This is a genomic window from Paenarthrobacter ilicis, from assembly GCF_016907545.1.
GTDB classification, from domain to species: Bacteria; Actinomycetota; Actinomycetes; order Actinomycetales; family Micrococcaceae; genus Arthrobacter; species Arthrobacter ilicis.
In genome coordinates this window covers 2,880,474-2,892,977 of sequence record NZ_JAFBCD010000001.1, presented here as the reverse complement: position 1 = coordinate 2,892,977, position 12,504 = coordinate 2,880,474, and the positions used below count along the sequence as shown (strand labels likewise).

14 protein-coding genes are annotated in these 12,504 nt (G+C 64.0%); 9 read left to right on the top strand and 5 right to left on the bottom strand.

Features of this window, described 5'->3' with window-relative positions; genetic code table 11:
• Nucleotides 1–155: 155 nt before the first annotated feature.
• The 7 genes from JOE60_RS13215 (at nt 156) to JOE60_RS13185 (ending at nt 6,223) form a co-directional block, all read left to right on the top strand.
• Nucleotides 156–890, top strand: a complete 735-nt coding sequence (locus tag JOE60_RS13215; protein WP_167263584.1) for a permease — start codon at nt 156–158, stop codon at nt 888–890.
• 166 nt (nt 891–1,056) lie between these two features.
• Nucleotides 1,057–1,656 (top strand): nitrobindin family protein, encoded by a 600-nt coding sequence (locus tag JOE60_RS13210; RefSeq protein ID WP_167263582.1) that lies wholly within the window; start codon nt 1,057–1,059, stop codon nt 1,654–1,656.
• A gap of 93 nt (nt 1,657–1,749) precedes the next feature.
• On the top strand, nt 1,750–2,472 hold the full coding sequence (locus JOE60_RS13205; protein WP_167263581.1) for a flavodoxin family protein: 723 nt from the start codon (nt 1,750–1,752) through the stop codon (nt 2,470–2,472).
• Between the two features lie 22 nt (nt 2,473–2,494).
• Nucleotides 2,495–3,580 (top strand): CAF17-like 4Fe-4S cluster assembly/insertion protein YgfZ, encoded by a 1,086-nt coding sequence (ygfZ, locus tag JOE60_RS13200; RefSeq protein ID WP_167263579.1) that lies wholly within the window; start codon nt 2,495–2,497, stop codon nt 3,578–3,580.
• Nucleotides 3,577–3,984 carry an ankyrin repeat domain-containing protein gene (locus JOE60_RS13195; RefSeq protein ID WP_167263577.1) on the top strand — a complete coding sequence of 136 codons (408 nt, stop codon included), beginning with the start codon at nt 3,577–3,579 and terminating at the stop codon, nt 3,982–3,984. Before ygfZ ends, JOE60_RS13195 begins: the two co-directional genes overlap by 4 nt.
• Nucleotides 3,985–4,086: 102 nt before the next feature.
• Complete coding sequence (locus JOE60_RS13190; RefSeq protein WP_167263575.1) at nt 4,087–4,716, top strand: helix-turn-helix transcriptional regulator; 630 nt, start codon at nt 4,087–4,089, stop codon at nt 4,714–4,716.
• A complete protein-coding gene (locus JOE60_RS13185) occupies nt 4,700–6,223 on the top strand; it encodes a DHA2 family efflux MFS transporter permease subunit (RefSeq protein WP_167263573.1) in 1,524 nt (507 codons plus the stop codon). Before JOE60_RS13190 ends, JOE60_RS13185 begins: the two co-directional genes overlap by 17 nt.
• 24 nt (nt 6,224–6,247) lie before the next feature.
• Here the strand turns inward: JOE60_RS13185 and JOE60_RS13180 are convergent, their stop codons facing one another.
• The 5 genes from JOE60_RS13180 to JOE60_RS13160 form a co-directional block, all read right to left on the bottom strand.
• Entirely contained in the window at nt 6,248–6,997 is a 750-nt protein-coding gene (locus JOE60_RS13180; protein ID WP_167263571.1) for a GNAT family N-acetyltransferase, read from the bottom strand.
• A gap of 17 nt (nt 6,998–7,014) precedes the next feature.
• Nucleotides 7,015–8,040, bottom strand: a complete 1,026-nt coding sequence (locus JOE60_RS13175) for a 6-phosphofructokinase (RefSeq protein ID WP_167263569.1) — start codon at nt 8,038–8,040, stop codon at nt 7,015–7,017.
• 189 nt (nt 8,041–8,229) lie between these two features.
• Nucleotides 8,230–8,478 carry a PspC domain-containing protein gene (locus JOE60_RS13170; RefSeq protein WP_167263567.1) on the bottom strand — a complete coding sequence of 83 codons (249 nt, stop codon included), beginning with the start codon at nt 8,476–8,478 and terminating at the stop codon, nt 8,230–8,232.
• 49 nt (nt 8,479–8,527) lie between these two features.
• On the bottom strand, nt 8,528–8,839 hold the full coding sequence (locus JOE60_RS13165) for a hypothetical protein (RefSeq protein ID WP_167263565.1): 312 nt from the start codon (nt 8,837–8,839) through the stop codon (nt 8,528–8,530).
• Nucleotide 8,840: 1 nt separating this feature from the next.
• A complete protein-coding gene (locus JOE60_RS13160) occupies nt 8,841–10,259 on the bottom strand; it encodes a PspC domain-containing protein (protein ID WP_167263563.1) in 1,419 nt (472 codons plus the stop codon).
• Nucleotides 10,260–10,385: 126 nt separating this feature from the next.
• Here JOE60_RS13160 and JOE60_RS13155 point away from each other — a divergent pair, with 126 nt between their 5' ends.
• Both JOE60_RS13155 and JOE60_RS13150 read left to right on the top strand, forming a co-directional pair.
• Nucleotides 10,386–11,741, top strand: a complete 1,356-nt coding sequence (locus tag JOE60_RS13155; protein WP_167263561.1) for an ATP-binding protein — start codon at nt 10,386–10,388, stop codon at nt 11,739–11,741.
• A complete protein-coding gene (locus tag JOE60_RS13150) occupies nt 11,738–12,412 on the top strand; it encodes a LuxR C-terminal-related transcriptional regulator (protein WP_167263559.1) in 675 nt (224 codons plus the stop codon). The genes JOE60_RS13155 and JOE60_RS13150 overlap by 4 nt, the downstream gene beginning before the upstream one ends.
• The last annotated feature ends 92 nt before the right edge of the window (nt 12,413–12,504 follow it).

Sequence of the window (12,504 nt, the reverse complement as noted above, 5' to 3'; positions counted from 1 at the left end):
GACACAGTGCGTTGTTGAAGTCTGAGTATACCCATCGCGGGCCCGCAGGTCAGGGATTCGTGACGGGCGCACGCCGGAATTGCGACATATTAGTCCGGCTTAAGGCAGGATTGTCGAGAGGTCTTAGGACACATCGGATTGAGGTTGGGCACACAGTGAAGTCTTGGAGCATCGGGGTATTCGGCCTCGTGGCGCTCGCAGCCATCGTGGCCAGCACCTTCGTTTCCAAGGAAGCCATGGTGGGCACAGGCATAGCCGCCTCGGCAGCCGTGGGTATCGGTTGGCCGCATTTCCTGGCAGTTCCGGCCAAGAAAACACTGGCAGCCGTTATTGGACTCGCCGGAGCCGGTTCCGCTGTTGCCGCGGCGTACATGCCGGCTCCGGGATTCCTGGACGGAACCCCCGCTTTCATCGCCATGGGCGTCATGGCCGTCTTTGTGGTCCAGCTTGTCAGGGGTACGGGCCAGGCCCAGCGGCTCGAATCCACGCTGGGTTGCTGTGCCGGTGTCCTGCTGAATTGCCTGGGAGCCGGCTGGATCGCCAGCATGCGTTTCAATGGCGTGCGGGAAATGGTGCTGGTGGCCGGGCTGAGTGCTGCAGCAGCACTGGCGGCAGGCATCATCAGGTGGCCGGACCGGATCGTGGCTCCGCTGGGCGTGGTGATGGCCGGCCTCATGGCTCCCCTTGCCGGATTGGTTTTCTCGGACATTGCCGTTCTTCCCGCCGCGCTGGTGGGCGTGGTGGTGGGAGCTGTTCTGGTGTGCTTCCGCAGGATGACCACATTGCGGCGCGGCCGGCTCAACATTCCGGCCGCCCTGGGCATGGGGATTGCGCCGGTATGGGCTGTAGGAGCCCTGGCATACTTCATCGACAAACTTCTCATCTACTAACGGTTAGGATGGCATCATGTCTGTTCTCGCATTTGAAATCTTCTTCCTCGTTCTCCTCGGCCTGGCAAGTGTCGCGATGGCATGGTTTGCCGGCTATGTCGTTTACCGTCTTTTCCAGGGTCAGAAGTAGGACTTCCGGTTCTGCAGTACAAGCAAGGTTGCCGTTGTGCCTATTGAGATCCCTACAGACCTGACGCCCGAGCTCGTTCCCCTTTCCTGGCTCATTGGTGAGTGGGAAGGACGCGGACGGCTGGGCAGCGGCGACGAGGATTCGGAGCACTTTGTCCAGCATGTTTCCTTCACCCATAACGGGCTGCCCTACTTGCAGTACAGGGCAGAAACCTGGCTTAGCGATGATGCCGGCACAAAGTTGCGCCCGCTGACCGTTGAGACAGGCTTTTGGGCGCTGGAACGCAAGCTGGAAGAGGGCGACGGCGGGCCCGGGCTCATCCCGGCGGACATCGTTCCCGTCCTGAAGACGGCCGATGAGGTGGAAGAGCGCCGCAATGACGACGGCGGCTTCGACATCTCCGTCTCGATCGCCCACCCCGGCGGTATCACCGAGCTCTACTACGGCCAGATCAAGGGTCCCCAGATCCAGCTCAGTACTGACATGGTGATGCGGGGCAGCCACTCCAAGGAGTACACCGCAGCCACACGCATCTTCGGGCTGGTGGATGGCAATCTTCTGTGGCGCTGGGATGTGGCAGCCAGCGGCAAGTCGCTGGAAGCGCACGCCTCCGCGTTCCTCAACAGGGTTCCCTGACCGGCAGGTTTCCTGACCCGGGCCAGTTCTCCCTTCCGGTCTCACTGAACGTTCCGCAACGCAGCACCAGCAGCCAAGCAGAAGGAGCAGAAAGTGGATACCACCCTCAAGCCGAGTGGCTACGAGGGTTTGAAGGCCGTGTTCTTCAACGGCACGCTCAAGCCCTCACCGCAGGTGAGCAACACCGACGGCCTCATCAACATCAGCCGCGGCATCATGGAGAAGCAGGGCGTGGAGACGCGCCTTATCCGTACCGTGGACCATGACATCGCCAGTGGTGTGTACCCCGATATGCGCCAGCACGGCTGGAAAAGCGACGAATGGCCGGAACTCTACCCTGCGGTGAAGGAAGCGGACATCGTTGTGGTGGCCGGGCCCATCTGGCTCGGTGACAATTCGTCCCAGACCAAGAAGCTGATTGAGCGGCTCTACGCGCACTCCGGGGAACTCAACCAGCAGGGCCAATGGGCGTTCTATCCCAAAGTGGGCGGCTGCCTGATCACTGGCAATGAAGATGGCATTAAGCACTGTTCCATGAACGTGCTCTACAGCCTCCAGCACGTCGGTTTCACCATCCCTCCCCAGGCCGACGCCGGGTGGATCGGCCCCGTGGGGCCTGGCCCAAGCTACTTGGATGAAGGATCGGGCGGACCTGAAAGTGACTTCACCAACAGGAACGCCACGTTCATGACCTGGAACCTCCTCCACCTGGCGAAGATCCTGCGGGACGCCGGCGGCATCCCCGCCTACGGCAACCTCCCGGAGGAATGGAAGTCAGGGACCCGCTTCGATTTTGAAAATCCGGAATACCGCTGAACCGCAAGGACTTCTACTACATATGACTTACACAAGCCCTCTGTTGTCGCGTCCTGGCGCGGTCGAAGACGTCGGACTGGACGCCGGAGTTGCGGCACACTACGGCGAGCCCCTGCGGGAGCAGCGCGCCCTGGCCAACGGGACCGCCGTCGTCGATCTTTCCTTCCGCGGTGTGGTGACGGTGTCCGGGCCGGACCGGCTGAGCTGGCTTAACACCCTGTCCTCGCAGCAGCTCACCAACCTCCAGCCGGGAACGGCCAGCGAGTTGCTGCTGCTCAGCGTCCAGGGCCGGATCGAATTCGACGCCCGCGTCATCGACGATGGTGAGACAACCTGGCTGCTGGTGGAGGCCGCCGAGGCAGCCCCGTTGTCCGAGTGGCTGAACAAGATGAAGTTCATGCTCCGCGTGGACATCAACGACGTCTCGGACCAGTGGGCCGTGGTGGGGTCCACCAAGCCCGTTGAGTCGTTGGCCACGGCGCTGGTCTGGGAAGATCCTTGGCCCCAGGTGGCCCCCGGTGGCTACGCCTACAGCATTGTTCCGGAGGAATCCCACCCCGGCCGGGAACGGCCCTGGTTCGAGTACCTTGTTCCGGCAGCTGACTTGGAGGCAGCGGTGGAAGGGTTGCCGCTGGCCGGGGCCATGGCCGCGGAAGCCTTGCGCATTGCTGCATGGCGCCCCCGCTTGGGTGCGGAGACCGACGAGAAGACCATTCCCCACGAGCTGGACCTGCTCAGGACCTCCGTCCACCTGAACAAGGGCTGCTATAAGGGGCAGGAAACCATAGCCCGTGTCCACAACCTGGGGCACCCCCCGCGCAGGCTGGTGTTCCTGCAGCTTGACGGCTCCCAGCACACCCTGCCGGCCGTGGGCAGTGTTGTATTTGCCGGAGAACGCAAGGTGGGTACGCTGACATCCGTGGCGCAGCACTTCGAGATGGGCCCCGTGGCTTTGGCCGTCATCAAACGTTCTGTTTCGGCTGAGGACAACCTCACCGTGATGGATGGCGAGGAGCCTTACGTGGCAGCCCAGGAAGTGATCGTCGCCCCCGACGCCGGCCAGGTAGTCGGGCGACAAACCGGATTCCTGAAGGGACCCCACCGATGACCCATGCCGCAGCTCCCACCGGTTCAGGGGCCGACGACGAAGCATTGGCCCTTGCCCATGCGCTGTTCGATGCCGCCCGCGAAGGCAATGCCGAACTGTTGCGGGCTTACCTCGGAGCCGGGGCGCCCGCCAACCTGACCAACGCATCCGGAGATTCACTCCTGATGCTGGCCGCCTACCACGGACACGACGAGGCAGTGCAACTGCTGGCCCACCACGGAGCCGACGTGAACTCGGCCAATGACCGCGGGCAGACGCCGCTGGCCGGCGCTGTGTTCAAGGGCTACACGGCTGTTGCGCGGGTGCTGATTGATGCCGGAGCGGATCCCGACGCCGGTACGCCCACCGCCCGCGAGGCTGCCGCGATGTTCGCGCGGTCCGAGATCCTCGCACTGCTCGGATAACCACGCAAAGAGCCCGGCCGTCCACGGCGGCCGGGCTTTCTTGCGCCCTAATATTCCACGTGGAATACTTGTTTTGGAATATGTGCGAGGAAGGGGCCCGTTGTGCCAAAAACCGCAGAGTTGACGCCACTGGGTGTCGCAGCTTTGTCACTCTTGGCCGAGGGGCCCATGCATCCCTACGAGATGTACCAACTGCTCATGGCGCGGCATGAAGACCGCTTGGTGAAAGTGCGTCCCGGGACGCTCTACCACTCGGTGGGACGCCTTGAGGACAACGGCTTGGTGGAGGCCACGGGGACGGAGCGCGAAGGCAACCGTCCGGAGCGCACCACTTACCGGATTACCCACGCCGGCCATGACGCCCTGGATGCGCGCCTTCAGCACATGCTGTCCACGCCGGTCAACGAGTACCCTGCGTTTCCCCACGCCATCGCGGAGGCCCACCATCTGCCGGCCCCTGTGGTCACAGGGCTGTTGGAGGAACGCCTGGTGGCACTCGCGGCTGACCTTGACTTCCTGGTCCGGGCAGAGGGGATCGTGACGGCCAAGGGCCTGCAGCGCAAATATTGGATCGACATCACTTATCAACAGGCCATGCGCCGAACGGAGATCGCGTGGATCCGCGAGCTCCTTACGGAGTTGGAGAGCGGGCAACTGCCCTGGGATGAACCCCGGCCAACTCCCACCGACATTTCACACGAACCAAAGGAATCCCTTGGAAAACGTAGCTAAGCCATGGCCAGCGCTGTGGTCACTTGTGGTGGGGTTCTTCATGATCCTCATCGACACCACCATTGTCTCGGTGGCCAATCCCCGCATCATGGAGGGCCTGAATACCGACATCAACGCCGTCATCTGGGTTACCAGCGCCTATCTGCTGGCCTATGCGGTTCCCCTGCTGATCACCGGCCGCCTGGGTGACCGGTTCGGTCCCAAGAACCTGTATTTGATTGGTCTGGTGGTCTTCACCCTCGCATCCCTGTGGTGTGGACTCTCCGGTGACATCACCATGCTGATTGCGGCCCGCGTGTTGCAGGGCCTGGGTGCTGCCATGATGACGCCCCAGACCATGGCCGTGATCACCCGCATCTTCCCGCCGGACCGCCGCGGTGCAGCCATGGGCCTGTGGGGCGCCACAGCCGGCATGGCAGTGCTGATTGGCCCTATCCTGGGCGGCGTCCTGGTGGACAGCCTCGGCTGGGAATGGATCTTCTTTGTCAACGTTCCCATCGGTTTGGTGGCCTTCATCCTGGTCACCCGGTTCGTGCCCAAGCTGACCACCCACACCCACTCCTTCGACATCCTGGGCGTCCTGTTGTCCGCAGCAGGGATGTTCCTCCTGGTCTTCGGCATCCAGGAAGGCCAGACCTACAAGTGGGGAATGGTCAACAACTTCATTTCAGTGTGGGGGCTCATCATCACCGGGCTGGTGGTCCTGGTGCTCTTCGTCGCGTGGCAGTGGATGCTGGAGCGCCGCGGTGGCGAGCCGTTGCTGCCCCTTGGCCTGTTCAAGGACCGCAACTTCTCCCTGGGCAACACCACCATTGTGGCTGTGGGCTTCACGGTCACGGCTTTCCCGCTGCCCACCATTTTCTACTACCAGACCGTGCGCGGCCTGACCCCCACCCAGTCGGCACTGCTCATGATTCCCATGGCCGTGATCTCCGGCGCCCTCGCGCCGGTGGTGGGCAAGATGATCGACCGCGCCAACCCGCGCTGGTTCGCTACCTTCGGGCTGGTCTGCCTTTCTGTGGCACTCTTCTGGACAGCTTCGCTGCTGGGTCCGGACACACCCATCTGGATGTTCCTGCTCCCGTCCGCGCTGCAAGGCGTTGCCAACGCCTTCATGTGGGGTCCGGTGTCCAACGCCACCACCCGCAACCTTGATCCCCGGCAGGCCGGTGCTGGTTCGGGCGTCTTCAACACCACCCGCCAGATCGGCGCAGTGCTGGGTTCGGCGGCCATCGCGGCCCTGATCCAGTCCCGGTTGGCGGCTGAGTTGCCAGCAGCACCGGCCGGCGCACCGGCCGGGGAGGTTTCCATGAGCGGTACCTTGCCGGAAGCGCTTCACGCTGGATTCTCGACGGCGATGAGCCAGTCCATCCTCCTGCCCGCCTGCGCGATTCTGCTGGGGGCCGTGGCGGCACTGTTCTTCGTCAAGCCCAAGTCTGCTGCCGGTTGGAGCAACAAGCCCGGCGCTGACGACGCGGCACCTGCCGTGGACGCTGCCGCTAAGTAAGGACGCTCAAACAAGCCGGCAAGTTCAGCCGAGGCGAACGCTCGCGTGAAGCCCGCCCGTGGCGAAACCCATGTGGCGGGCCATCGCGAGTGCCCCTGTATTGCTGACGTCGGCTTTCCATTGCAGTGTCAGGCCGGATGCCAAGGCTTCATGGGCGGCGATGGAGGCCGCGAGGGTTCCCAGTCCGCGCCGTCGCCATTGCGGGGCCACCAGGACTCCCAGGTCAGCCAGGATTCCTTCCGACTCGGAGTATGCTCCGCAGGCCACGGGGGTGGGCTGCTCCTCATCCGGATGCATCACTGTGAAGCGGTGCCCACGGCCCTGCAGCCCCACCTCGTTGACATCATCCGGGGGGCACAGGCCTTCCAGGAGGATTGCTTCGGGGTTCCCGTGGGACACCATCAAATCGTCGGACGGCTGCTGCAGCGGGAGGTCGTCGGCAAAGAACAATGCCGAGGACCCCAGCCCGTGGCCTCCGTGGGACCGGGTGAGGGTCAGGAGCGTCACGTGCTGGGCCAGCTCGGTGTCCGGCAGTGCAGCCCCGGCGTCCAGGGCCCATTGCGGCCCCACCAGCACTGAGACCCCGAAGAGCCTCAGGAAGACAACTTCGCGGGCGGCGTCGTCGGCCCGCGTAATCCGGAGGCGGGGATCGCCGGGGGTGTCCGCGGCCGAGGCTGGCCGGGCGGCTGCGGCGGCGAAAGCGTCGTCGTCGAGCCCCAAACGGCGGGCCCACGCCAACTGGATGATCGCAGCGGACGTGGGCTCCAGAGTCATGTAGCCAGCCTAGTCGACTAACCGAACAGCACTGACGCTTCGTCGTAGCGGTGCTGCGGGACCGTCTTCAGCTTGCCCAGCGCTTCCTCGAAGCCCACGTGGGAAATGTCCGTGCCCTTGAGCGCAACCATGGTGCCCCATCGTCCGTCCACCACGGAGTCGATGGCAGCCATGCCCAGGCGGGTGGCGAGGACGCGGTCAAAAGCGGTGGGAACGCCGCCGCGCTGGATGTGTCCCAGAATGGTGGCACGTGTTTCGATGCCGGTGCGGGCCTCGATCTCCGGGGCCAACTGGTCGGCGATACCACCGAGGCGGGGACGCCCAAAGGTGTCCAGTCCGCGCTCGGAGTGCGGCGATTCCATGTGCTCCGGAACGAATCCTTCGGCCACTACTACCAACGGTGCACGGCCGCGGTCGTGGGCTTCGCGGACCCACTCAGTGATTTCCTCGATGCTGACCTTTTGTTCCGGGATCAGGATGGCGTGGGCGCCGGAGGCCATACCGGAGTGGAGGGCAATCCAGCCGACGTGCCGGCCCATGACTTCGGCGATCATGCAGCGGTGGTGCGATTCGCCGGTGGTCCGCAGACGGTCGATTGCCTCGGTGGCAATTTGGACGGCAGTGTCGAAGCCGAAGGTGTAATCGGTGGCGTCGAGGTCGTTATCCACCGTCTTGGGGACGCCAACAATCTTCAAACCGGCGTCGGTGAGCCGTTTGGCTGCCGCCAGGGTGCCTTCGCCGCCGATCGCAATGATGGCGTCGATGCCCAAGCGGTCCATGTGGGCCTTGATGGTTTCCGGCCCGCCACCGTTTTCGAACGGGTTGGTGCGGGAGGTGCCAAGGATGGTGCCGCCCTGCTTGGCGATACCGCGGACCATGGTGCGGGGGATATCGATGATGTCGCCCTCCACCACACCGCGCCAGCCGTCGCGGAAGCCGACGAATTCCTGGCCGTGGATGGCGATGCCCTTGAGGACGGCTCCACGGATCACTGCGTTGAGTCCGGGGCAGTCGCCGCCGCTGGTCAGAATGCCAATTTTCATGTTTGCTCACTCATGGCTTGGAGGAATACGTTCCGAGCGCCACGCTGAGCTCCCCATGATTGTAGACAGGCATGTGGGGTGGGACACAAATAGTGACTATTTAACCCGGTTGTGCGTCGTCGGAAACATGCCCGTTAAAAAAGTTGACGCCCCTGCCGAAAGGGCAGGGGCATCAGATGTGGCACTGGGTCACTGGGACCGGCGGCTCATGAACGATTCCAGGGCAACCTTGTTGTTTTGGTCAGGCAGGATCAGCCAACCCAGGATGTAGACCACAGCAGCGGGTCCCGGCAAAAGGCAGAAAAGCAGGAAACCCACCCGTACATAAGCCACATCGACGTTAAGCTTGGCCGCTATGCCTCCGCAGACACCGCCCAGCCAGCGTTGTGGTCCGCGTTTCAGGCCTAAGCCCCTGACGATGTTGAAGAACTTGTCCATGGCTACACACTTCCTTGTTGTGGTCTCTTTGTCACGTGGTTGGGCATGGTCACGGCGCAGGGCGTCCGGTGGTGGACTTGCCTTTGCGTGCGGCCAGGAGTCCGCCAACCACCAGGGCCGCGCCTGCGCCAATCATGAGGCCGATCAAGACGTAGGTGCCGTTGAGGCTGACCCAGCCCAGGGTGGAGATGATCACCAGGACTGCCAGGACAATCACCACGGCTCCCCAGACCACGGTGCCGATCCGCGCACGCCGGGGTTCGACGTCGGACGGGGACTCTGCCTTGAAGGCCGGCTCCAGAGGTGGCGTCAGCGGGATCTGCTTGAGTTCCGGTGTGGGTTGGGATTCGTTGGTGCTCATGTCAGTTTCCTCCCTGAATGGTCACGTTGCTGAACGTGCCGTCAATCTCCACCACGAGGGTGGCCCCGGGCTTGCCGGAGTTGTACATGGTGGTGTCGTCCTGGAACCGGCCGCCGCGGTCGGAACCGCGCTCGTTGAGGTTTCCGAAGGTCATATCGGCCCTGACCTCAACCGGAACGTTGTCCGGGATGACTACCGTGACGTTGCTGGCCGTGGCGTCAACAGGAATCGTCACCGGCGACGTCAGGGGCGCTGCCAAGGTCAGTTTGCTCAAGTCGAGCCTTCCCTGTGAGCCGGTGATGTTGATGCCCGTCCGTGCCTGGTCCACGCTGGTGGGCGCCCAGTTCACATCATGGAACGTGAAGCGATCGCCGTTCCTGGGCATCAGATTGAAGATTCCGCCGATGATGAGTGCCACCACTGCCAGGAAACCGAGAAATCCTGAGGTGCGCCCGCGGAGTCCTGCAACCACAATCCCCAGGCCCAGTACCGCGGCGCCGGAGGCGAAGACCACCGCGTTGACGGAGTTTCCGAGGTCGATCACATTTCCGGCGTCCAGGGCCTTCAGCGTTCCCCCCACCAACAATGCCGCTCCGGCGGAAACTGCCACGATCGCCGCGCCCGGCCCCTGACGCTTGGGTGCGGCGGGTTTGGGCTGGAAGTTGCGCGGGGGAGTGGGGCCGGAGGGCGGCCGTGGGCCCGATGGATTGAACGGGCCGGATGGATTGGACGGGCCTGATGGATTGGGCGGGCTGGACTGGCCGAACGTTGGCCCGTACACCGGGACACCGGTATTGGTGGAGGCCGTGTAGGTGGGCGCAGTGGATGCCGTGTACGTATGCGCAGTGGATGCCGTGGCCGTTGACGCGCCGGCACCCTGCCCCGCGGGCGGCATGGTCCTGGAGGCCTTGTTGCGTTGAACCAGGTAATAGATCAGGTATCCGGTGCCGCCCACCCAGAAGAGTGTCCAGAAAAGTCCCGGAAGCCCGTTCCATCCCCAGCCCCAGAAGCCCCGGCCCAGGCTGGGAAGTCCAATGATCGTGGCGATCAGGGCGCCGGTCATGCCGCTGGACCAGCGTCCGGCAGCTGCCTCCTGGACGTGGATGCGGCCGTCGGGCTCGGGCAGGAGCGCCCATGCCAGGCCGTACAGGAGAACCCCCACTCCGGCGAAGACTGCCAGGACGATGAAGATGCCGCGGACGATCACCGGGTCGATTCCAAACCGGTGGGCCACGCCGCTGGCCACGCCGCCCACCCAGCGGTCCGGTCCGCGGCGGATGCCCAGGTTGCGGATCCAGTCGAAGAAGTTCTGCTGGGATTCGCCGGGTGCAGCGTCAGCGCCGTGGTAGGCGCTGGAGCCGGATCCACTGGGCGTGCCAGGCGTTCCGGGTTCCTCGGGATTCATGCTGTTCGCGTTCATACTTCGATCCTGCCGTCAGACGCTGTACCTCCTCTACTGGGGGATACCCTGAATGATCCCTGAGGGACCCCCGAACAGTGCCCTCATACTGCCCGGGGCGTCGGTGATCCGTGTTTGGATGGGTACATGACAACGGCTATGGAGCGCCCCGTGCTGGTTCGCAGCAGCGACCGCGTGATTGCCGGCGTCTGCAGCGGGCTGGCCGTTCATTTGGGATGGCCGGTCAAGTACGTCCGTTGGGGAATGGTCCTTGCGTGCCTGGCCGGCGGTGCCGGCTTTGCCCTCTACGCATGGTTGTGGACCATGGTCCCTACAGCGGATGAGAGCGCTAAACGCAATGCCCGCCGTCCGGCGTCGCCCATTGCTCCTTCCGTGAGCCTGCCGCCGGTCGCCGGCGCCGGTGAGACCCCGGCCCCGGCTGCGGGTGGTTGGGGGAACGGGACCGCCGGGTCGTCGCGGTTGTCCTTGCGGCGGATTCACTACGGCAAGGAGATCCTCCTCGGTGCAGCGCTGCTGATGGTGGCCGTGATCCTCATTGCCCGGCAGTTTGGCGTGGACGTACCGTTGGGAACCCTGATACCCGTCGCTGCCATCCTGGGCGGTGCAGCCATCGCCTGGATGCAGCTCGATGAAACCCGGCGGGCAGGGCTGGTGGACAAGACAAAGGCCGATCAGGCCGGCGGGTGGGTACGCCTGGCCGCAGGCCTGGCCCTGGTGGTTGCCGGTGTGCTGGTGATGGTGTCCGGTTCGGGATCGTGGGAGCAGACCTGGCTGGCGTTGCTGGCATCCGTGGCGGTGCTTGGCGGTGTGGCGCTGGTCCTGTTGCCCTGGGGGTTGAAGTTCTGGAAGGACCTGGAGACCGAGCGGGCCGGCCGCGTCCGGGAGACTGAACGCGCCGAAATCGCTGCCCACCTGCACGACTCCGTTCTCCAAACCCTGGCCCTCATCCAGCGGAGGGCTGGCTCGGAACAGGATGTCATCCGGCTGGCCCGGGCGCAGGAACGTGAACTCCGTGCCTGGCTCTTCAGTGATGCTGCCAAGGAGTCGGGCCTCCTGGCCGGTCGCATCAAAGCCGTGGCGGCCGCCGTCGAGGACTCGCACGGCCATGCAGTGGAAGTGGTCACGGTGGGAGACACTGAAGTGACCCACCGGCATGAGGCCCTGGTCCAAGCCGCCCGGGAAGCCATGCTCAATGCCGCCCGGCACGGAGGCGGAACAGTGTCCGTGTACCTGGAAAACACCGCCTCAGGCACGGAGATCTTCATCAAGGACCGTGGTCCCGGCTTCGACCCGGAGGCAGTGCCGGATGACCGGCTGGGAGTCAAGGAATCGATCATTGGCCGCATGAAGCGCCACGGCGGTACCGCGGCGATCATCAGCAGCAGCGATGGAACAGAAGTCCGCCTGGGGCTTCCCTCGGAAAACCAGGACGCCGGCGAACAGCGAAGCAATGAAGCGCAGAATGGAGACGCGAAGCAATGACCAACATCCCTGAAGGCGGCGCAGGCCGCCGGGTGCGCGTGGTGATCGTGGACGATCACACGATCTTCCGCTCCGGCCTCAAGGCTGACCTCGACGGCCGCATGGACGTGGTGGGAGAGGCCGGAACGGTGGAACAGGCTATCGCCGTTATTGCCGGGGCCCGCCCTGAGGTGGTGCTGCTTGACGTCCACCTGCCCGGCGGATTGGGTGGCGGAGGCAGGGAAGTCATCGCAGGATCAACGGCGTTGTTGGGGACCACGAGCTTTCTTGCCCTGAGTGTCAGCGACGCCGCGGAGGACGTTGTCTCCGTGATCCGGGCAGGTGCCCGCGGCTACGTCACCAAGACCATTTCCGGCAAGGAAATTTCCGATGCCGTGATCCGGGTGGCCGATGGCGACGCTGTCTTCTCGCCCCGCTTGGCAGGCTTTGTGCTGGACGCCTTCGGGACGGCTCCGGCCGATATTGCCGACGATGAGCTGGATAAGTTGTCCGCCCGTGAATTGGAAGTCATGCGGCTCATTGCCCGCGGGTACAGCTACAAGGAAGTTGCCAAGGAGCTGTTCATCTCCATCAAGACTGTGGAAACCCACGTCTCGGCCGTGCTGCGCAAACTCCAGCTTTCCAGCAGGCACGAGCTCACCAAATGGGCCGCGGAACGCCGCCTCCTCTGACCCTCTCTCACATCCCGCCGGCTTTCCGCTTCCCTCTCCCACATCCCGTCGCTTAAACACGAACGCTCTTCCACCTGCCACAGGTGGAAGAG